Consider the following 21,025-nt stretch of genomic DNA (forward strand, 5'->3'; position numbering starts at 1 on the left):
TCAGTCCCTGTACTCGCGTTGAGGCGCGGAAGACGACTCATGGCCGATGGTTTCATAACCGTCCGAGGAATCCAGGCTCGTCTGATCATGGAAGTAGCGAGCCGCGTCCAGATGACGTCCGTGACCGCGATTCTCGTCCGTGACGTCCTCCACGTCGTATTCCTCAGCGGTTTCGGCCTCGAGGTCTTGTTCGGGACCATCTGCCTCTGGCGAGTCCACGGGAGAGTATTCGTCGAAAGTGCCCTCGGCATCTGGATACGGAGCCTCGACGGCTTGGTCATGCGGGCCTTCGGATTCGTCGTCCTCGGGGACCTGCTCAGCGTCGGAGTAAGGCTCATCATAGGTGAAGTCCTCGAGCCGCGCGGGACCCTGAATACGGCCGATGTAGAGCCCGAAGAACGCGATGGACGCCCCGATCAGAATGCCCAGAACACCAAGGACTGGTTTGAAGAAGACGAAAACGATACCGAGGACCACAAGGAGTACCCCGAGTATGCCCAAGCCAATCGCTGTCCGATAATCGCCATGCCTCGAAGAACGGCTTCCGCTTGCGGCAGTGCTGCCGTGCGTCAATGGATATGCACGGTAGGGCTCCTCGCCAGGCTTGGGAGGGCGCGTGAGATCAGGGTTTGCTTCTGCCTCAGTCGGAACGTACGCAGGGTCGAGTTCATAGGTCTCTTGCCGCGGCTTGAGCTGCGGAACAGAATTCGGCAGGTCAAGATACCAAGAACGGGGAATGTCGTCGGCCCGCACGGCCTGTACGGTCAACGACAATTCGTAGGAGCTGCCACGGATGGTCCCCCACACGGCGGTCAACTTGTTGTTCTCGAAGACGTAGCGCACCACCGGAGCCAGTTGCTCCGACATCTGCGTGCTGAGACGTCCGACGACGCGTCGATCATGGAGGACGTCCACCACGTCGACCTCATGGCCGTCGACCATCTTGTGACGATTCGCCTCGAGTGTCAGAATCACACGCCCTTCCCCTGAAACAGGCAGGACATCGTGCAAGTACTCGGCATAGTCGTTCTCGTCGAGCACTTTGACGCTCGGACCTTGGGGGAGGAGAGCGGCGCGTACGGGTGAAGAGTTGATGGGGAAGAGCAACTCGGGGCGCGAGACGGAAAGTACGGCTTTGGTCTCGAGGCGGGAATGACCGTTCTCCCTGCGTTGCGTCGCCCAATATCGAATCGGAGCTACCGGGATGTAGCCGGAGACCACGATCCGGGCCAGAGGCTTCCAATATCGCTCGGAGTCTTCCGGAGTCATACGAGCAACCTTGTGCCCATCGACCCAGACGGCGACGCTGTCGGGGAACAACGGATTGTCCGGTTCCGGCACCAAATGGGCCACGGCATCCAAGACCTGCTCTCGATCCAAGCGACGACCGTCGAACATCCGCAAGATCTCGGCGTCGTAGTAGTCCTCGGTGACAAGCTCCAAGGATCCACGATCATTGAGCGCGTATTCAGTCACGGCGATACTCCTCTAATGTCCCTCAATACCCGAAGCAGGTTTTACTAGAATCTCACAACTTCGCGCCGTGGCACCGGTATTGCCTCGTGAGATGCGGGATCGTGTTGCCCGCAACAGGCGCAACGTACGTTTTGGCGTGGCCCGCCTGAGGACCTTCAGTCCCATAATGAACGGATCCGAGCCGCCCTCTTGGCGTCCTCGAGCCTTTCGGTCAGCTCTCGACGCAATGCCCGTGGCGCGCCGGGATTTTCTGAAAGCCAAGTCTCCGTCTCGACCTGTGGGTCGACGTCGTCGTCCAGCCCCGGGTACAGTCCTTTGACAATTCTCGTGGCCATTCCGATCGAGTGCTTCTCCCACACGTTCCCCAGCCGTTCGAAGTAATCGGCGGCGAGGCCGTCGCGCAAAGCCGGTGTTCCCGTCCGAATACCTGCTGCCGTTGCCGACAGGATGTCGTTGGACAGCTCGTCGGTGAAAATGCTGGTCCAGGCCCGCTGCTTTTCCTCGACATGAGGAAGCGCGGCTTTCGAACGGGCCGCACCGATGGCGGCATGTTGGCTCCGGTGGGAATCGAGGGCGCGGTCGAGATATTCACGTGACACGACTCCTCTGGCCGCGAGCGCGGTACGTGCCGACCACACGAGTTCGTCGCTCAGTTCCAAGCCGTTCCATTTGTCGTCACCAGGGTTCTGCTCGGCGGATTCGACGAGTTCTTGCGCAAAGCCCAGAAGGTGCGCATCTTCTCTCGCGAGACGCAGCCCGTGGCGCGTCAGGATACTTTGTCGATCGCTGCCTGGCTCGCACAACGGAAGTTGCTCGGCCACCGCGGTGGAGAACTTGTGCAGGCATTCGCTGCGACCGTCCGGGGACATATAGTGGAAAAGCGCGGATTCTGCGTGAACCAGCATGGTATCCAGGAGAGTTGCCGAGGTCTCGACGCCGAGGCCTACGGCCACGTGATTCGTGTAGATCCGAGGGTCGAGTTCGCCGGCGCGGACCATGTTCCAGAGTGCGCTGCCGAGAACGGCTCGGTCAATTGGCTCAGCGAGCGTGTGCCCGTAGTTCACGGCGAGCCCGATCTCTGCGGGATTGAACGAGGTCAGCGCGTAGGTCTGATCGTCCTGATTGACCAGTACGATTGCGTCGTCCCGCTCGTGACCGAAGTCGGTGAGTTCCAGAGCAAGTCCATCGCGACCGGACGGGATCTCGGCCTCCTGCCCTTGTTTCTTCTTGAGAGCCCCGTTCTCGAGGACGAATGAGGCCACGTTCAGGACGTGGGGGCGGCCGAGGCCCGGAGAGACCGAGTCCGGAAGACTCTGCTCAAGGACGCCGCGATCCGCGTCGTACTTCAAGGAGGTAACGCCTTGAGACTCGAGCCAGGCCCGAGACCATTGGCCGAGATCCCTGCCGCACGATTCTTCGAGGGCGCAAAGAAAATCGGATAGCTCGGCCGTCCCGAATTCGTGTCGGACGAAATACGACCTGGCCGCGGTGACAAAACGATCAAAGCCGACGTATGCAACCAATTGTTTGAGGACCGATGCGCCCTTCGCGTAGGTGATGCCATCGAAATTCTGCTTGGCAGCTTCGACGTCAGGGATATCGGCCACTATGGGGTGGGTCGTCGAGTAAAGGTCTTGAGCGTAGGCCCAGTCCTTGCGACGGTGGGCAAAAGTAACCCACGATTCGTTGAAGCCACCGACTACTTCGGCCGCGAGGGCGCCCATGAATTCGGCGAACGACTCCTTGAGCCACAGATCGGACCACCAGCGCATGGTCACGAGGTCACCGAACCACATGTGCGACATCTCGTGCATGATGACGTTCGCTCGTCCTTCCCGCTGGGCCAGAGTCGAACCGCCGGGGAAAAGATAAGACTCCGTGAACGTCACGAGTCCGGGATTCTCCATCGCACCGAGGTTGTATTCGGGTACGAAGGCCTGGTCGTACTTTCCCCAGGGGTAGGGATAGGCGAACAGCTCCTGGAAGTAGTCCAGTCCTTTGGCGACGAGATCGAAGATCGCTTCCGATTCCATGTATTGGGCCATCGACTGCCGGCAATACAGAGTCATGGGGGCGACCGCAGAATTCTCTATCGAGGGCCGGTACAGCTTGCTGACCGCGTGATATTGCCCTGCGAGCAATGTGGTGATGTACGTGGACATTCGACGCGTTGGGGCGAAAATCCTCTTGCTGAAGCCCTCAAGGACCGGGTCTTCCTGGGTGGACACGATCTCGGTATTCGAAGCGACTTCCCAATCGCTTGGCGCCGTTACGGAAAATCGAAAAACTGCCTTCAGGTCGGGCTGTTCGAAAGTTGGGAAAACGCGTCGGCAGTCGCTGGGCTCGTATTGAGTGTAAAGATAAGTGCGGCCGTCTTCGGGATCGATGAAACGGTGGAGCCCTTCGCCGGAGCGGGAGTACAAAGACCGTCCGTGAATGACCAGGCGATTGGTAGGGGCCAGGCGGGGCAAAAGAATACGGCTGCCTTGGACGACGTCCGAGATCCGCAGTTTCTGTCCGTTCAATTCAACGGAGTCGACGCTGTGGTGGATGTATTCGATGAACGTTTCGGCTTCACCGGACGTCGGGACGTCGGCCCGGAAGGTTACGGTTGTCGTGGTCGGAAACGCGGGCATACTGGGGTCCGCGGCATAGGTGAGATCCACGTGGACCTCGTATTGCTCGACGTCGAGCAATTGGGATCGCGAGAGGGCTTCTTCATCAGTGAGGTTGTCGTTGCGCACCATCAAATTATAGGCGTCAAAAGTGTTTCACGTCATTCCCTCGGCCTCGGCCGCGGAAGAAAAGCGGACCGCCTCAGCAGAAAGACGGTCCGCTTCAACCTCGTGAAGTTCCGGTTCAGCGCTTTTTCTTCGAAGAATGCTGAGCCTTCTGTTTGTGCTTCATTTTGTTCAAGGTCTTTTCATCCACGGGCGCATCGGACGAAGCCCTGAGCTTCCGGAAGTACTCCGAGGCATCGGACTGGCGTACGGCCTCGATTCCGCTCGAGATTTCGGCTCGCAAATGCACCTGTTTGAAGCCGAAAGCCTCGACCAACTGCAACGAAAATGGTTCGATCTTCTCGAGCAAGTGGTTGATGTATTCGCCCAGGGCGCGTCCGCGCTGCGTGGAAACCAGGCCGTAGGAAATGTACCAACCCAGGTTCTTCTCGATCAGGGTCATCCCGAAGAGATCTCGCAGAGATGTCATAACTTCCGCAGTCTTGCCCTCGAGTTTGGTCAGGGACTCCGTCATGGCCTCCCACTGAAGCAGTTCCGCGTGCGATCTAGCCGCCTCGATCAATTTGACCTGTTGCGTGTTGAAAACTTGGGTTGCGTCCTCGGGGCGCATCTTCTTTGCCGGACGTAACGCGTCCGCAGCCTCTGCGACCAAGGTGTGGACCCTGTCGCCCAGGAGATCCCTCTGCAGCTTTGGATCTTTGAGTGCCTTAGCAGACTTCCGCTGGCCTCCCGTGTCCTGAAGTATTTGTGCGGCGCGGCGCAATCCTGTCCGATTGACCGCGAGATCCTCGGCGCGGGACGACACGTATTTGGTGATGGTCCCGAAATCGAGTGCGGCGAATTCCTTCGAATAATCGCCGAGCAGACGTTTGGCAACGAGCTGGAGCAGAACGTGGTTGTCACCTTCGAAGGTCGCGTAGACGTCGAGGTCCTGGTACAGGGAGGTGAACCGGTTCTTCGTCATGAACCCGGATCCTCCGCAGGCTTCCCTGCACTCCTGGAGGGTTTCCAGCGCGTTCCACGTCGACATCGGCTTCAACGCCGCCGCCAAGGTCTCGAGTTCGGCGCGGTTCTCAGGGGTGTCTTGGCGTCCTGAGAACACTTCGTCGAAAGTCTCCAACAGATCGTGGTGCGCGAAGGCCTGTGCGTAGGTCGTGGCCAACAACGGCAGGAGTCGGCGGCGATGCAGCTGATAGCTCATGAGTGTGGCTTCCGCATCCCCGCCCGCGGAAAATTGGCGGCGTTCGTAGGCGTATCGAATCGCAATGCTCAGACCTATCTTCGCCGCGTTGATCGCCGAGCCGTCCAGCGAGACACGGCCCTGAACCAAAGTGCCAAGGGTTGTGAAGAAGCGGCGACCTGGCGAATCGATGGGGGAGGAGTATGTACCGTCTTCGGCGACCTCGCCGTACCGGTTGAGCAGATTGGTCCGGGGGATCCTGACGTGGTCAAACGCGAGCCTGCCGTTGTCCACGCCATTCAACCCGCCTTTGCGGCCGTCGTCCTCCGAGGTGATTCCCGGCAGGTTATAGCCCTCCTCATCCCGAATGGGGACGTAGAACGCGTGCACACCATGGTTCACTCCGCGAGTGATGAGTTGTGCGAAAACCACCGCTGCCTTGCCGTCCTGGGCCGCGTTGCCGAGGTAGTCCTTCCATGCGGCTTTGAAAGGCGTGTTGATGACGAATTCGCCGCTTTCGGCGTCGAAGGTCGCTGTCGTACCGACCGAGGCGACGTCAGATCCGTGGCCGATCTCCGTCATCGCGAAAACACCGGGTGTCTTCAAGGACATGATGTCCGGAAGCCATTTCCGATGATGCTCTTCCGAGCCGAGCTGATGAACCGCAGCTCCGAACAATCCCCACTGGACCCCGGCCTTGATCTGCAGAGACGGGTCCGCGGCGACCAATTCCTCGAATCCAGCGATGTTGCCGCCCGGGTTTTCTTGGCCGCCGACGTACTTTGGGTAAGCGCGGTGAACAACCCCTTTGTTGACAAGGACCTCGAGTTGCCGTGAGACGCGCTTGCGCTGGTCCTGGTACGAGTCGGTGTCGATCTTGTGAAGTTCCGGATCTTCGATGATGTCCCGCGTGTACTGACGGATATCCTTCCACTTGCCCATGAGCTCGTCATGGATCGCCGCGACGTCTATTGCGCCGGCGGCCTGCGGATCCTGCACGGTCTGAACTTCTTCGGTCGGTCCCTGTGAGAGGGGCGCGGGAGAACCCTTCTGAGGTGCGCGGTGCTCCGAGAGGTTGTCAGTGTCATTGCCGGCGGTCGTGACGTTTTCGTTGAGGGGCATGGTTCCTCCTGTGGTCTTGGGGCTGAATGTGGGTTCGTGGATTGGATGAGTGGGTTTCATCGAGAGTCCTGGAGCGGCATGAGAATCCATTGGGTCAGTTTCTCGACGACGATTTCTCGTGGAGGTCCCTCGCCCAGCGCGTTGGAGCGGCTCCACTTGTCGGTCACCGAGTTGACCATTCCGACGACCGCGCGGGCCCAGTAGTCCAAAACCAACTCGTCTTCGATGGATGTCGTGTCCAGCCCGTTGGGTATGGAACGCAGGGAGCCGAGAAGCAGGGTCGCCATGTGGTCTGCGAAATGGCCCAGGGAAGCGGTGGGATTCTCGTCGTCATCCGCCCGCGTCCAACCCAATCCCGCCTGAGTCGTGACGAATTCATGAATGGCGGGCGATCGCTGGACCATTGTCAAGTAAACATCGATCATGCGTTGGACAACATCCTGGGGCGTGGAGCCGCCGCGGGCTGCCTCCGCGATCTTCGGCTCGATTCCGGCTAGGAGGAATTCTCCGAGCGCCTGGCTGAGTCCCGCTTTGTCCGTGAAGTATCGGTAGAACACCGACTTGGAGGTTCCCGAATGCTGCGCAATCTCTTCCATCGAGGCCTGAGGCCCGAGCTTGTGGATCGCCTTTCTGGCTTCGCGTAGGAGCTGCCGGCGGCGGACACGCCGATGTGTGTCCCACCGTGTGACCCTGCCGTCCAGGGAAGTTACCGGAGCGGAATCATCTTTCCGCTCATCAAGGCTCTCTTTGGTATTCACGATACGCAGAGTATCAGGTACTCTTGTATTTTGTAACCCCAGTCACAAGGGCGATGCCGCGTGGCATCCAACCGGAGCACGATGACGAGCCATTCGGCCCGTCGCGGCACGATCGCCCTGCATCTACGATCCGGAGGATCCATGTCTCAGGCCTACGTACTCGGCGGCAACCGAATTCCTTTCGCGCGTTCCAATGGGGCCTACGCCTCGGCAAGCAACCTCGATATGCTCACCACAGCCTTCGACGGGCTGGCGGCTCGTTACGGACTCGCGGGTCAGCAGGTGGGTGAGGTCGCCGCTGGAGCCGTCCTCAAACATTCGAAGGATTTCAATCTGACCCGTGAGGCCGTGCTCGGCTCTGCGTTCGCCTCGTCGACGCCGGCCTATGACGTCCAGCAGGCCTGTGCAACGGGCTTGGAGACCGTTTGGGGTCTGAGCAATAAGATCAGGCTCGGCCAGATGGACTCCGCGGTTGCCGGCGGTGTCGATTCCGCCTCCGACGCGCCGATCGTCGTCTCCGAGGGGCTTCGTCGCGGGCTCTTGGAGCTGTCTCGGGCCAAAACGTTGAAACAGCGCTTGGCTGCCGTATCCAAGATCCGTCCGGCGGACATCAAACCTTCCGCCCCGAGCACCGGGGAACCCCGTACAGGGCTGTCGATGGGTGAACACCAGGCGATCACCACGGCCTCCTGGGGCATTTCGCGTGAAGACCAGGATGAGTTGGCTCTGACCAGTCACAAGAACCTGGCCGCCGCGTACGAGCGGGGGTTCTTCGACGATCTCCTGACGGGTTTCCGTGGTCTCGGCAAGGACAACAACCTTCGTGCGGATTCGAGTCTTGAGAAATTGGGGAAATTGAATCCGGCCTTCGGGCGCAGCCTGCCCGAAGAAGCGACCATGACGGCCGGAAATTCCACGCCGCTGACGGATGGCGCCTCGGCGGTTCTCCTAGGAAGCCCGGAGTGGGCCGCGGAGCGTCAGCTCACGCCGCTCGCACGCATCGTCGATGCTCAGGCGGCTGCGGTCGACTTCGTCAATGGCGAAGAAGGGCTTCTCATGGCCCCGGCATACGCCGTACCGAAGTTGCTTGAACGGAACAATCTTGAACTGGCCGATTTCGACTACTACGAGATACATGAGGCATTCGCTTCGACGGTCCTGTGCCATCTCAAGGCTTGGGAATCCGAAGAGTTCGCTCACGAGAAATTGGGCCGCGACTCCGCCGTGGGATCGATCGATCGGAGCAAGCTCAACGTGAATGGATCTTCTCTGGCCGCCGGGCACCCTTTTGCCGCGACGGGGGGACGCATTGTCGCGACACTCGCCAAGCAACTGCACGAGTCTGCCCACGAGACAGGCAAATCCCAGCGCGGACTGATCTCGGTGTGCGCTGCCGGAGGTCTCGGCGTAACCATGATCCTCGAAGCGGATCAGCCTGCCAAGTAGCAAACCAAAGAATTCTGCGAGGAGACAGCCAAATGATGAAGGATTCATACGCCCAGATTGTGAACTCGTCCGTGGGCAAGAAGGTGGCAGGGGCGTTGGGTCTGCCTCAGCCTGTGGAGCTTCGACGCTACGAGCCCCATCAGGACTTGCTGAAAGACCGCAAGGTTCTTGTCGTTGGAGGTCAGAGCGCCGATGGGTTGGCCGACAAATTGCTCAATTGGGGCTTGGAAGTTCGCCGACATCCGGAAACGAACACCCGTTACGGTGCGATCATCGCTGATTTCACCGAGGCAGAGAAGCCTGGTGACCTGCAAAAAGGTGCCTTGACGGTCGGCGCTGCCTTGCGAAGCCTAGGCAGCTCGGGCCGCGTGATCGTCCTCGGTCGATCGACGGAAGGCATCGAGTCCCCGAACGCTGCGGAGATCACAGCTACTCAAGCGGCCGTGATCGGGTTCATGCGGTCCTTGGCCCACGAGATGCGCAAGGGGGCAACGTGCAATCAATTGAACCTCTCGCCAGAACTTCGACCCCATGACGAGAGCGTCGAGGGGCCACTTCGCTTTCTCCTTTCCGCGCGTTCGGCATACGTCAGCGGTCAGCCTATGAAAGTTGAACCAGCGAAGCCACATACGGTCGACACCGATGTACCCGTCAGTGGACAGGTCGCCGTGGTCACGGGCGCGGCTCGCGGCATTGGTGAGGCGATCGTGCGTCGACTCCACGATGACGGTGCACACATTATCCTGGTCGACGTCCCGGCCGCGGGGGAGTCGCTGTCCAAGGTCGCCAACAGTATTGGTGGTCTAGCCCTCCAGCTGGATATTACCCAGGACGATGCCGGTGCAAGGATTGCGGAGGCCGCCAAGAAGCACTTCGGTCGCCTCGACATCGTGATTCATAACGCCGGGATCACCCGCGACAAGATGCTGGCCAATATGGACGAAGCCAAATGGGGATCAGTCCTGACCGTCAATCTGGCTTCACAACTGGCCATGAATCGCCAACTGCTGGACTCGGGCGCCTTGGGACCTAATCCGCGCGTCGTGTCCCTGGCATCGACGAGCGGTATCGCCGGCAACCGGGGACAGACCAACTATGGGGCCTCGAAGGCTGGAATCATTGGCATGGTCTCTGCTCTGGCAGTCGATTTCGCCCAGGCCGGCGGCACGATCAATGCCGTGGCACCCGGATTCATCGAAACCGAGATGACCAAGGCAATGCCGACTGTGACCCGTGAAGTCGCTCGAAGGCTCAATTCTATGCAACAGGGCGGAAAGCCCGAAGACGTAGCGCAGGCGGTCGGTTTCCTGGCGTCAAATGCGGCGGCCGGCATCAACGGTCAAACTTTGCGTGTCTGCGGACAGTCCATGGTGGGGGCGTAATGAAACTTCCACGCATTTCAGCGAAGCAGTTCGTAGGCCGCGACGTGCCCGCGTTGAATTCGAAGTCTCTCCGAGACAAGGCCGGCCCCGCAGGTATGTACCTGAACATACTGGGAAAGGAGCTGGGGGCCGCCGTGGAGAAGCGGCGACCAGGGCACGGTTCCGAGACATCGTCTCCTCGAGCAGTGCCGCCCAGCCCGTCCGCGTTACCTGTGATCGAGCACCGTATCAGATTGGGCTCGGCCGATAACCGGAAATTCTGCGAGGTGGTTGGAGCCAGCGCTACAGGCCACGCGCACGGGGGATACCTACACGCCGTGACGTTCCCGTTGGCGACTGAGCTGATGACGAAGAAATCTTTTCCTCTGCGCCTGCTCGGCCTGATCCACCTGAAAAATTCTGTCGTCCACCATCGGGCGGTCGCGGTGGACTCGACTGCCAAAATCAGGGTGCAAGTCAAGGAATTCGGAAAACACCTTCGCGGCACGACCGTCACCATTCTTGCCGAGATTTGGGATGAGTCCGGTGAATTGGCGTTCACGGACGAGTCTGTCTACCTGTCCAAGGAAGCACCCGCGTCGAACAACCGGAAAAACGATACCTCGACTTCCGACAAGTCGAAGGATCGGGAGCAACGGCCCGACCCGCGCGACGGATTCACTCTGATCGGAATCTGGCGCCTGCCCGCGGAGACTGGGCGTTCCTACGCGAAAGCGTCAGGTGACGCCAACCCGATCCATCTCAGCAACGCCACGGCCAAGATCTTCGGAATGAAGGGCGCCATCGCTCACGGCATGTACTGCGCTTCTCGGGCTCTGACTCAGGCGACTCGAGACCCGGCCGCACCCTGCTCCTGGAGCGTAGAGTTCGGCTCTCCCGTCTTCCTGCCGACCAAGATTGGTATATGGCGCGACCTGGATCGTGGGACTCGTTCAGAGGTCGTCTTGCGCGGTATAGGCCAGAAGAACCGCAAGAACTTCGATTTCTCGTGGCGAGGCCCAGAATCTCGGCCGGACCAGGACTGACCCCGAGCCGAGCGCCTGTGTCGAGCGTCACCGTCCCGGCTGGCCTCAAGGATTTGCGCCCACCCTGAGCATCAAGTAAGTTATTACTCGTTGCCCGGAAGCAAGCTTCCGAGGTCACCTGCGCGGGTGGCGGAATAGGCAGACGCGCTAGCTTGAGGTGCTAGTCCTCGTATTAGAGGGTGGGGGTTCAAGTCCCCCCTCGCGCACAACAATGTTGGGCCGTGACATCACAGTGATGTCACGGCCCAATTCGTTTTAAATGGTCCGACTGCTCAGCAGAGTTTCACTCCGGCATGAGTGAGGGCGAGGATAATCACAACCATTCGCAAGTCCCGGACCGAAAGCTGACGTGGCCTAGGGGTACTTCCACATGGTCTGCGCTCGTTCACGAGGAGAAGATCCCCTAGGAGTTGGCTCCCATTAGGTCGAGTCCACCTTTTGGGCTTGATGGGCAACCCGGGACCCATGAGATCCGCTGCCCTAAAAAACCCTCGCAATCCAACATAAAGCCACCCAAAGAATCGATTTGCGTGGGATACTGGAAGCGGATCCGGTTCCAGGGAGAAAGGACCGGAGTGGCGAAAGGAAATCCATCATGGGATCCGCATCGGAAATGGCACGCACCAGGCTCGGCATCGTCGGTGCTGGTGGCGTCGGCAGCGCGATGGCGTATGCATCCGTGATACGAAATTCGGCCAGCGAAGTAGTTCTCTACGATGTCGCCGCCGAGCGCGCTGAAGCGGAAGCGCTCGATATCGCTCATGGTTCGATGTTCGCCGGAGGAACACCGGTGGTTGGCGGGGGAGACCTAGAAATACTTCGCGACTGCGACATGATTATTGTGACCGCGGGTGCGCGTCAGGCGCCAGGACAACCACGGCTCGAATTGGCCGGCGCAAACGTCAGAATCCTGGAGAGCCTCTTGCCGCAGCTCATGAAGGTCTCGCCCGAAGCGGTCTACATGTTCGTGACGAACCCCTGTGACGTGCTCACAGTGGTCGCTCAACAGATCACGGGTCTGCCTCGGGAGCGGGTGTTCTCGTCCGGGACCGTACTTGACTCCTCCCGTTTGCGGTGGATGGTCGGTCGCGCGGCCGAAGTATCCACCAGTAGCGTGCACGCGATGATTGTCGGCGAGCACGGAGATTCCGAATTCCCGTTGTGGTCCCAGGCGAATATCGGGCAGGTTCCCATCGATGAGTGGACCACGACCTCTGGGGAACGGCTGTTCTCCGAAGAGAAAAAATCCGCGTTGGCGGAACAGGCCATGCGTGCGGCCTACCTCGTCATCCAGGGAAAGGGGTCAACCAATTATGCGATAGGCCTCTCGGGTGCACGTATCGCCGAGGCCGTTCTCACAGGCCAGAATTCGGTGTTGCCGGTCTCAACGGTTCTGGACGGCTACTACGGTGTTTCCGGTATCGCCCTTTCGGTCCCCACCTTGGTCGGTTACGGCGGAGCCCAAAGGCCTCTGCAAGTGCCCATGGACGAGCTGGAAATCGAACTTCTACAACGATCGGCTGAAACATTGGAGTCCTCGCTGCGCAGTCTCGGTTTCAGCTCTCAGCTGCACGGATGATGTGAGACTCAATACCGAAGCGACGCCCGGGCGCGTCGGGCGGGTCAGCCCGCGGCCCTCCCGAGCCCGGGCGCCGGTGTTTCCACGCGGGGGAAAGTCGGATAGTTTAGAGGTATGACTACCGATCCGCGCGTCGCGCTCAACTCGCTCATCCAGGCATTCGAAGAACACCTCACTGCCCTGGCCGCCAAGCGCGGCGAGCAGGACACCGCCGTCGAAAACGCCTATTTGGGCATCGCGGATGCGTTCGAAGTCTACGAAGACGCCATCTACGTTGCCTTCAACGAGGTCACTCCTCTCGAAGTATTCGTCGAAGACGAAGATGATGAGGACGAGGAGGACAGCTTCGACGAGGACTATGAAGACCTCGAAGAGAACGAAGACGACGACCTCGACGAAGATCTGGACGATGTCGAAGGCGAAGATCTCAGATAGATCGATTCAATGAGACCGGTAGCCCTGTGTAGCTCCCCGGAGTTGGCTGTAACTTCTCACACAACCGGGACTGCCTGGAGCGGGTGCGCCGTGCCTTTATGTAGAGTCGAACCGTGGCATGGTTTCAAGCAATTATCCTCGGCCTAGTACAAGGCCTCACAGAGTTCATCCCGATCTCGTCATCGGCACACATCAGCATTGTTGGGCAGTTGCTCCCCAATACGCAGGATCCGGGCTCCGCATTTACGGCCGTGACCCAGTTGGGCACGGAGGTAGCGGTTCTCCTGTTCTTCTGGCGGGACATTGTCCGCATTATCTCGAGATGGTTCGGTTCACTCTTCGGCAAGGTCGAGAAGTCTGATCCAGATGCCCGAATGGGCTGGTTCATCATCATCGGGTCCATTCCGATCGGTGTCCTAGGGTTGCTTCTGCAGGATTACATCGACACCGAATTCCGTAGTCTGTGGATTACCGCGACGATGCTGATCGTCTTCGGCGTATTCCTGGCGATTGCGGATCGCATCGGCAGAGAACAGCTCGAGGTCAAAGACCTCACGGTCAAGCACGGTATTTTCTACGGCCTGGGCCAGGCACTGGCCTTGATACCCGGCGTTTCCCGTTCGGGTGGAACCATTATGACGGGCCTCTTCATGGGATACACCCGTGAGGCTGCCACACGGTATTCCTTCTTGCTGGCCATCCCGGCTGTCTTTTTGTCCGGCCTGTACAAGTTGGCGAAGTCGCTTTCGGATGGCTTCGATGACTTCTATTCTTTCGGGCCGACTCTGCTCGCAACAGTCATCGCCTTTGCGGTGGGCTACGTCATGATCGGCTGGTTGCTGAAGTTCATCTCCTCCCACAGCTACAACGTTTTCGTCTGGTACCGCATCGCGGCCGGCACCGCCGTCTTCATCCTGCTGGGAACCGGCGTCATCGCAGCCTAATAAGCTCGCACCACCACACACGTCTTCACTCGAAAGGTACCTATGCGCGCCTGGTCCGCCCCCAACATTCCAGCGCTCGACGATCACGCTCCAGTGCCGTCGATCTTCGACTCCCGTCTCAACGAGATAGTTCAGCTGCCTCGAGAGCGCTCCTCGGCATCCTTGTACGTGTGTGGGATCACTCCCTACGACGCAACTCATATGGGTCACGCCGCAACCTACGTTGCTTTCGACCTCTTGAACCGTGCGTGGCGTGACGCGGGTTTTGAGGTGAACTACGTGCAGAACGTGACCGACGTCGACGATCCGCTGCTCGAACGGGCCGAACAGACCGGAGTCGAATGGGAGGCCTTGGCGGAAGGCCAGACCGACCTTTTCCGTGCGGACATGGAAGCGCTCGAGGTGATCCCTCCGCAGCATTACATCGGCGCCACTGAATCGGTCGACTGGATCGTTCCGTGGGTCGAACAAATGCTCGCCGACGATTTGGCGTATCGAGTCGAAGGCTACGTCGACGACGAAGGCAACGAGCACCCTGGCGGAGACGTCTACTTCAGCGTGCGGAAGGCCGCAGACACGCAGAACGACCCCGCCCGGTGGTTCCTTGGATATGTTTCCAATTATTCGGAACGTGAGATGGCTCCGCTCTTCGCCGAACGCGGGGGAGACCCTCAACGGCCCGGCAAATATGATCCGTTCGACGCCTTGCTGTGGCGTGCGCACCGTGAAGGCGAACCACAATGGAACGGTGGATCCCTCGGACCGGGAAGACCCGGTTGGCATATCGAATGCACCGTGATCGCCGAACGCTATCTCGGCATGCCATATACGGTGCAAGGAGGCGGTAATGACTTGCGTTTCCCCCATCACGAGATGGGTGCCGGACACGCATTCGCAATGACGGGCGATCTCATGGCCGAGCATTACGCTCATACCGGAATGGTTGGGCTCGACGGCGAAAAGATGAGCAAGTCCAAAGGCAATTTGGTGCTCGTTTCGACATTGCGCGAGCAGGGCGTCGACCCCGCAGCAATTCGTGTGGCTATCCTGGCCAACCACTATCGATCCGACTGGTCCTGGAGCGACGAACTCTTGTCCGAGGCCACTCGACGACTCGAGTCCTGGCGAAAAGCGCTTCGAACATCCGGTTCAACCGCTCCAGAAGACACCGGCCCGAGTGACCGGTTGGTCGATGAAGTACGCCAGGCCTTGTCGCAGGATTTGGATGCACCGACCGCGCTACGGGCCGTTGACGACTGGGCTTCGAAGGCACTGGCCGGGGAGCCGTCCGGTGATCCGGAGGCCGTGTCGGATGTGATTCGTGCCCGTCTCGGCGTAGCTGTCTGAGAACCATGAATTCAGCTGAAGGGCTCTTCATCGGGCGAATTGCGGGAATACCCGTGCGACTTTCTCGCTCCTGGTTCGTTCTCACGCTTCTGATTGTTTTCGGCTACGGAAGCTACCTTACGAATCGTTTCTCTTGGCTGGGCCCCGGAGCTTACCTGGCTGCCCTGGCTTTTGCCGTTCTCCTTGCGGCTTCGGTTCTGATCCACGAACTGAGCCATGCTCTGACGGCGAAGTCGTTCGGCTGGTCCGTCGGTGGCATCAACCTGACTCTGATGGGCGGACACACGACTTTTCAGTCGGCGCGTTCGGACGCAGGCCGATCCGCCCTGGTATCTCTGGCCGGGCCCGTCGCGAATCTGATTCTCGCCGGTATCGGTTGGGCCGCGATGGCCTGGACCGGAGTCAGCGGTTGGCCCGCCCTCGTGCTCTACCTTCTCACCACATCCAATGGATTCGTCGGGGTGTTCAACCTACTCCCGGGCATTCCGCTCGACGGTGGTTACGCCGTCGAAGCCATCGTGTGGAAAATGACGGGCAAGCGGGACGCAGGGACCCGCACAGCGGCGATTTTCGGGTTCCTGACGGCCGCCGGACTTCTTGTGTGGCTTGTACTTTCCGGGGCCTGGCACAGCGTCGGAATTCTCGTCCTGACGTTCATGGTCGCATTCATCGTGATGACCGGATCCATGCAGGCCTACCGCAGTATCAAGGTACGGAAAGCAGTGGGGAGTTTGTCGGTTGCGGCTCTCGCCCGTCCCACCACGCCCGTCGCCGCATCCCTGCCGCTCAGCGAGTTTCCGCCCCTGCCCGATGCCAGAGGTGTCTTCGCCGTAACTGATCAGGACGGTCGGGGGCTCGGAGTCGTGGACGGTCAAGCGATGATGGCCGCCGACGCCGCCGGGGACACTTCGGCCACGGCCGAGACCCTGATGGTCGCTGTTGCCTGGGACCGTCCCGTACCGTCCGGACTCAACGGGCAGGCACTTGTCTCCCACATTGCTCAGCTTCCCGGAAGAATCTGGCCCGTGGCCTCATGGAACGGTCTGAGCGCTGTCCTGTTCGAGTCCGACGTCATCGACGCCGTCAAAAGAGTGCAGCCAGGTCAGCAGTAGAGCTCCGTGGCCGCGAGAGGCGACATCGGTCGGAACCAAGCGTGAGAGAATGTTGCTCGATCTTCAATTCCTCACCCCCCATTTGAAGGAGCCGCACTTTCATGGCCTCAGGTACCTCGGAACACCACGGAGAAATGGCTACCGGCGCTCAGAACCGGCGAGGCCCGTTCAGGCCCGGAGAACGCGTCCAGCTGACGGACGAACGTCGCCGTATGAACACCATTACCCTGGTGGACGGCGGGGAATTCCACACTCACCGAGGCGTTCTGGCACATGACGATCTGATAGGCCGACCGGAGGGCACTGTGATCGCCAACTCGGCCGGTGTCCAGTACCAGGCTCTACGGCCATTGCTCAAAGATTTTGTCCTTTCGATGCCCAGGGGCGCCGCCGTGGTCTACCCCAAAGACGCGGGACAGATCATCACCATGGCCGACGTCTTCCCGGGGGCCCGAGTCATCGAGGCGGGTGTCGGATCGGGAGCGCTCAGCATTTCTCTTCTCCGCGCGATCGGCGATACCGGACATCTGCGCTCTTTCGAACGGCGAGAAGAGTTCGCTCAGATCGCTCAAGGAAACGTGGAAACCATGTTCGGAGGCGCCCACCCGGCCTGGGAATTGACCCTGGGCGATTTGGCGGGACAATGGGGTGAATACGAATCTCCGGGCACCGTCGATCGCGCGGTCCTGGACATGCTTGCACCATGGGAGTGCGTTTCTACGGTCGCTACCGCTCTGGTTCCCGGCGGCGTCATGATGTGTTACGTGGCGACCGTGACGCAGTTGTCGCGTGTAGCCGAGGCCATTCGGGCCGATGGTCGCTTTACGGAGCCCGAATCGTTCGAAACCATGGTTCGCGGTTGGCACGTCGAAGGTCTCGCGGTCAGACCGGACCACCGTATGGTCGCGCACACCGGATTCCTGATCTCTGCCCGCCGTCTAGCGGATGGCTCCCAGAGGTTGGCCCCGAAACGGCGCTCGTCGAAGACGGACTTCACCGAGGAAGACATGAATGCGTGGACTCCGATGGCGCTGGGTGAAAGAAATGTATCCGATCGGAAGCTTCGGCGTGCCGCTCGAGATGCCCAGAATCTTGCGGAACGTTCAGCCGAAAGCGGCCACGATGCGGACCCGAGTGGAGAGTAGCCTTGCCTCAGTGCCATGCTTAAGCCATGGCCGAGTCTGACTCAACAATTAACCCGCGAGATTTCGAGATGACGTTGCGACAGGTGAACACGCTGCGCGACCAGCGGATAGAGCTCAATAAGCAGCTCAAGGACACCAACGCGCGTAACGAGAAGCTCGTGCACGCCCTCCAGACCGCGCGGGGAGATATTCAGCGCCTCAAGCAAGTCATCTCCCAGGACCTCGAGGCCCCGATGAACCAGGCTCAGGTTCTCAGGGTGAACAAACGGAATCTTTCGGCAGCTTCATTGACGGAAGAAGCCCCGCCGCTCGTGACGACTCAAGCGAGCCTCGACGTCGTCATGGGCGGACGGACAGTCCGAGTACCGGTCAGCCCGGTGCTGAATATCGACGATGTCCAGGTAGGCATGACGGTCCTGCTGACCGAAACCGTGGGTGCCTGCGCATGTGTCGGATATCGGCAGACCGGTGAGATCGCGAGTGTTCGCGAACTCATCGGATCCGATCGTCTGGTTCTGGGAACCGGCGCCAATACTCAGATCGTGGTGCTGCGCTCCGGTCAACTCGCGAATCACGACATCAAGATCGGCGATGCCGTCGCCTATGATTCCAGCAGCGGCGTCGCATTGACCTTGGTGCCGAAGACGGAGGCCGAAGAGCTGGTTCTCGAAGAAACACCGGACGTTTCTTACGAGAACATCGGCGGGCTCTCGACCCAGATCGAGCAGATCCGCGACGCCGTCGAACTGCCTTTCCTGCACCCCGAGCTTTATCGGGAACACGATCTCAAGCCCCCCAAAGGGATCCTGCTGTACGGCCCGCCGGGAAACGGCAAAACCTTGATCGCCAAAGCGGTAGCCAAGGCGCTGGCGGATCGCATGAGCAGCGAACAACCGGAAGGCAAACTCAGGGGTTACTTCCTCAATATCAAGGGCCCCGAGCTGCTGGACAAATTCGTGGGAGAGACGGAACGTCAGATTCGCGCGATCTTCTCCAGGGCCCGAGACAAAGCCACGGCGGGCAATCCCGTGGTCATCTTCTTCGATGAGATGGAATCCCTGTTCCGCACGCGCGGTGCCGGAAAGTCCTCGGACGTCGAGACCACCATCGTTCCGCAGCTGCTGGCCGAGATCGATGGCGTCGAATCCTTGGACAACGTGATTGTCATCGGGGCAACCAACCGTGAGGACATGATTGATCCGGCCGTCCTTCGTCCCGGTCGACTGGACGTCAAAGTCCGGATCGACCGTCCCGACTACCGCGGTACAGGGGAGATCTTCGGCCTTTACATCCATCCCGACCTGCCGCTGGGTGAACACGAAGTGGCACAGCACGATGGCGATCGAACGGCCACTGTTGCGTCGATGATCCAAGATCTCGTTGCGGACGTTTTCACTCGTGACGAGGAACACCGTTACCTTGATGCGGTCCTGACGGATGGCCGTCGAATTCAAACGTACTGGTCCGATTTCCTCTCGGGTGCGCTCATTCGGAATATCGTGGATCGAGCCAAGAAGCTCGCCATCAAGAACTACTTGGACCATGGATACAAGGGTTTGACCTCCGAGCATCTGAGAGAAAGCGCTCGGGACGAATTCGAACAACAGCGTGATTCAGCTTCCCGTGGGGACATCGAGGACTGGCTGAGCTATATCGGTTATTCCGTGCCCCTTGCGGGCATCGAACCGCCGGAATCGGCGACCCGAGCGCGCGAGGACGAGAGGGCCGCTTCGTGATCTTCGACCGAATCATGGGGACCGAAACCGAATTCGGAGTGATCTGTCCAGCCAAACCGGCGGCGAATGAATCGGTGCTCTCTACCCTCGTGGTGGACAGCTATCCGAATGCGGCGGCCGACGCAGGCTGGGACTACGAGTCGGAAAGTCCTCTCGAGGACGCTCGCGGTTTCCACATGGGTGCTTCCGAAGCGCATCCGAGTCAATTGACTCATCAAGGTCACGTGTTGACCAGTGAAGACGTGGCTCGGGAGCTGTACGAGGAATCGCCGGACATGCTCAGTCCGGCCTTCTGGGACAGGGCCGTCATGAACCGCATACTGCCCAACGGGGCCCGGCTCTACGTGGATCACGCGCATCCCGAGTATTCAGCGCCCGAAACGACTGATCCGTGGGCCGCCACGATATGGGACCTCGCGGGAGACAAGATCGCCGCGGCCGCGGCGGGGTCCGTCGCTCAGAGATACGCCAGTACGTGGCCCGAAGCGATCCATCTGTACAAGAACAACACGGACAATAAGTCGGTCTCCTATGGTGCCCACGAGAACTATCTCGTTCCTCGGAGCCAGGATTTTCAGGTCCTGGCCCGAGAGTTCATCCCGTACCTTGCCACCCGTCAAGTCATGACGGGAGCGGGAAGAGCCGGCATCGGGGCGGACAGCGTGCGCCCGGGCTACCAAATCAGCCAGCGTGCCGATTTCTTCGAACGGGAGATCGGCTTGGAAACCACAATCCGGCGTCCCATCGTCAATACGCGGGACGAGCCGCACGCGGATCCCGAAAGGTACCGTCGGCTTCATGTGATCACGGGTGATTCCAACCTTGCCCACACATCGATTCTGCTTAAGCTCGCCAGCGCAGCCGCCGTACTGACATTGATCGAACACAGAGCGTTGCCCGATCTCCAACTTGCGCGACCTGTCGAGGCCATGAAACTAGTCAGCCACGACCTGGAACTGACCACACTGCTGGAACTTCGTGACGGTCGGCGCATGAGCGCGGTTCAGATCCAACGGTCCTATGCGGAAGCCGCCCAGAACCTGGCCGACAGGGAAGGGTGGCGTTCGGAGAGATCCGCAGCGACGTTCCGAATATGGTTCGAGGTCCTGGAAGCGCTTGAAACGAATCCCATGTCCCTCGCAGACCGGTTGGACTGGGTCGCGAAATTGGCGTTGATACGACAGTACGAGGGGAGGGGAATCGGAGTGGACCACCCCAAAATCCAGGCCTTGGACCTTCAATACGCCGACCTCAGACCGGAAAAGAGCTTGTATTCCAAGCTGGTCGCCCTCGGCCGTATTAAGACGCTGGTTGATTCCGAACACGTCGACGAGGCCGTGACCAGCCCGCCGGAGGACACGCGAGCCTACCTCCGCGGCAAATTGACCGCTCGCTGGCCGCATCAGGTCTCGGCCGCGGGGTGGGAAGTCTTGTCCGTGACTGATCCCACCACGGATCGAACTCACCGGTGGCTCATGGACGAGCCCGCAGACTGCACCAAAGACCAAGTGCAAAGGGCGCTCGAATCAAGCGAAAACGCTCATCAGGCCTTGAGTAAAATCGGCCTCCGTAGAATTCCGTGACCCGAAAGGAACCT

Annotated in this window: 15 protein-coding genes and 1 tRNA gene; 12 read left to right on the forward strand and 4 right to left on the reverse strand. The window is 59.8% G+C overall.

The genetic code is table 11. The annotated features are described in order from the left end of the window. The 4 genes from EWV35_RS04560 to EWV35_RS04575 form a co-directional block, all read right to left on the reverse strand. A complete protein-coding gene (locus EWV35_RS04560; RefSeq protein ID WP_193554078.1) occupies positions 1-1,476 on the reverse strand; it encodes a DUF308 domain-containing protein in 1,476 nt (491 codons plus the stop codon). A 155-nt stretch (positions 1,477-1,631) separates the two neighbouring features. Continuing rightward, a complete protein-coding gene (pepN, locus tag EWV35_RS04565) occupies positions 1,632-4,220 on the reverse strand; it encodes an aminopeptidase N (RefSeq protein ID WP_165168339.1) in 2,589 nt (862 codons plus the stop codon). A 115-nt stretch (positions 4,221-4,335) separates the two neighbouring features. Beyond that, positions 4,336-6,519, reverse strand: coding sequence for an acyl-CoA dehydrogenase family protein (locus tag EWV35_RS04570; protein WP_129659539.1), 2,184 nt, complete (start codon positions 6,517-6,519; stop codon positions 4,336-4,338). A gap of 56 nt (positions 6,520-6,575) precedes the next feature. Beyond that, complete coding sequence (locus EWV35_RS04575) at positions 6,576-7,277, reverse strand: TetR/AcrR family transcriptional regulator (RefSeq protein WP_165168341.1); 702 nt, start codon at positions 7,275-7,277, stop codon at positions 6,576-6,578. A gap of 141 nt (positions 7,278-7,418) precedes the next feature. Between EWV35_RS04575 and EWV35_RS04580 the strand changes: the two genes are divergently transcribed. The 12 genes from EWV35_RS04580 (at position 7,419) to dop (ending at position 21,011) form a co-directional block, all read left to right on the forward strand. Continuing rightward, positions 7,419-8,723, forward strand: coding sequence for an acetyl-CoA C-acetyltransferase (locus tag EWV35_RS04580; RefSeq protein WP_238654220.1), 1,305 nt, complete (start codon positions 7,419-7,421; stop codon positions 8,721-8,723). Between the two features lie 35 nt (positions 8,724-8,758). After that, positions 8,759-10,105, forward strand: a complete 1,347-nt coding sequence (locus EWV35_RS04585) for a 3-oxoacyl-ACP reductase (protein WP_129659545.1) — start codon at positions 8,759-8,761, stop codon at positions 10,103-10,105. A 344-nt stretch (positions 10,106-10,449) separates the two neighbouring features. Beyond that, complete coding sequence (locus tag EWV35_RS04590; RefSeq protein ID WP_165168343.1) at positions 10,450-11,130, forward strand: MaoC/PaaZ C-terminal domain-containing protein; 681 nt, start codon at positions 10,450-10,452, stop codon at positions 11,128-11,130. Between the two features lie 120 nt (positions 11,131-11,250). Further along, positions 11,251-11,336: transfer RNA gene (locus EWV35_RS04595), tRNA-Leu, on the forward strand. Positions 11,337-11,725: 389 nt separating this feature from the next. After that, positions 11,726-12,709 carry an L-lactate dehydrogenase gene (locus tag EWV35_RS04600; protein WP_129658589.1) on the forward strand — a complete coding sequence of 328 codons (984 nt, stop codon included), beginning with the start codon at positions 11,726-11,728 and terminating at the stop codon, positions 12,707-12,709. A 114-nt stretch (positions 12,710-12,823) separates the two neighbouring features. After that, positions 12,824-13,144 (forward strand): hypothetical protein, encoded by a 321-nt coding sequence (locus tag EWV35_RS04605; RefSeq protein ID WP_129658591.1) that lies wholly within the window; start codon positions 12,824-12,826, stop codon positions 13,142-13,144. Between the two features lie 113 nt (positions 13,145-13,257). Further along, a complete protein-coding gene (locus EWV35_RS04610) occupies positions 13,258-14,088 on the forward strand; it encodes an undecaprenyl-diphosphate phosphatase (protein ID WP_129658593.1) in 831 nt (276 codons plus the stop codon). Between the two features lie 42 nt (positions 14,089-14,130). Continuing rightward, positions 14,131-15,435 (forward strand): cysteine--1-D-myo-inosityl 2-amino-2-deoxy-alpha-D-glucopyranoside ligase, encoded by a 1,305-nt coding sequence (gene mshC / locus EWV35_RS04615; RefSeq protein WP_129658595.1) that lies wholly within the window; start codon positions 14,131-14,133, stop codon positions 15,433-15,435. A gap of 5 nt (positions 15,436-15,440) precedes the next feature. Continuing rightward, positions 15,441-16,547, forward strand: coding sequence for a site-2 protease family protein (locus EWV35_RS04620; RefSeq protein WP_129658597.1), 1,107 nt, complete (start codon positions 15,441-15,443; stop codon positions 16,545-16,547). 101 nt (positions 16,548-16,648) lie between these two features. Continuing rightward, the gene (locus EWV35_RS04625) at positions 16,649-17,692 is read left to right on the forward strand and encodes a tRNA (adenine-N1)-methyltransferase (protein ID WP_238654154.1); all 1,044 of its coding nucleotides are present in this window, start codon (positions 16,649-16,651) and stop codon (positions 17,690-17,692) included. A 26-nt stretch (positions 17,693-17,718) separates the two neighbouring features. Beyond that, positions 17,719-19,428 carry a proteasome ATPase gene (gene arc / locus EWV35_RS04630; protein WP_129658599.1) on the forward strand — a complete coding sequence of 570 codons (1,710 nt, stop codon included), beginning with the start codon at positions 17,719-17,721 and terminating at the stop codon, positions 19,426-19,428. After that, on the forward strand, positions 19,425-21,011 hold the full coding sequence (dop, locus tag EWV35_RS04635; protein ID WP_202976030.1) for a depupylase/deamidase Dop: 1,587 nt from the start codon (positions 19,425-19,427) through the stop codon (positions 21,009-21,011). Before arc ends, dop begins: the two co-directional genes overlap by 4 nt. Positions 21,012-21,025 lie beyond the last annotated feature (14 nt).

Origin of the sequence: Rothia uropygialis (assembly GCF_004137765.1) — a bacterium.
Lineage (GTDB): Bacteria > Actinomycetota > Actinomycetes > Actinomycetales > Micrococcaceae > Rothia.

What these genes read in the sequence shown, in the direction of transcription:
- EWV35_RS04585 (WP_129659545.1), top strand. Translation starts at nt 8,759, where the DNA reads ATGAAGGATTCATACGCCCAGATTGTGAACTCGTCCGTGGGCAAGAAG.
- EWV35_RS04625 (WP_238654154.1), top strand. Translation starts at nt 16,649, where the DNA reads ATGGCCTCAGGTACCTCGGAACACCACGGAGAAATGGCTACCGGCGCT.
- EWV35_RS04590 (WP_165168343.1), top strand. Translation starts at nt 10,450, where the DNA reads ATGACGAAGAAATCTTTTCCTCTGCGCCTGCTCGGCCTGATCCACCTG.
- EWV35_RS04605 (WP_129658591.1), top strand. Translation starts at nt 12,824, where the DNA reads ATGACTACCGATCCGCGCGTCGCGCTCAACTCGCTCATCCAGGCATTC.
- arc (WP_129658599.1), top strand. Translation starts at nt 17,719, where the DNA reads ATGGCCGAGTCTGACTCAACAATTAACCCGCGAGATTTCGAGATGACG.
- EWV35_RS04580 (WP_238654220.1), top strand. Translation starts at nt 7,419, where the DNA reads ATGTCTCAGGCCTACGTACTCGGCGGCAACCGAATTCCTTTCGCGCGT.
- EWV35_RS04570 (WP_129659539.1), bottom strand. Translation starts at nt 6,519, where the DNA reads ATGCCCCTCAACGAAAACGTCACGACCGCCGGCAATGACACTGACAAC.
- mshC (WP_129658595.1), top strand. Translation starts at nt 14,131, where the DNA reads ATGCGCGCCTGGTCCGCCCCCAACATTCCAGCGCTCGACGATCACGCT.
- EWV35_RS04620 (WP_129658597.1), top strand. Translation starts at nt 15,441, where the DNA reads ATGAATTCAGCTGAAGGGCTCTTCATCGGGCGAATTGCGGGAATACCC.
- EWV35_RS04600 (WP_129658589.1), top strand. Translation starts at nt 11,726, where the DNA reads ATGGGATCCGCATCGGAAATGGCACGCACCAGGCTCGGCATCGTCGGT.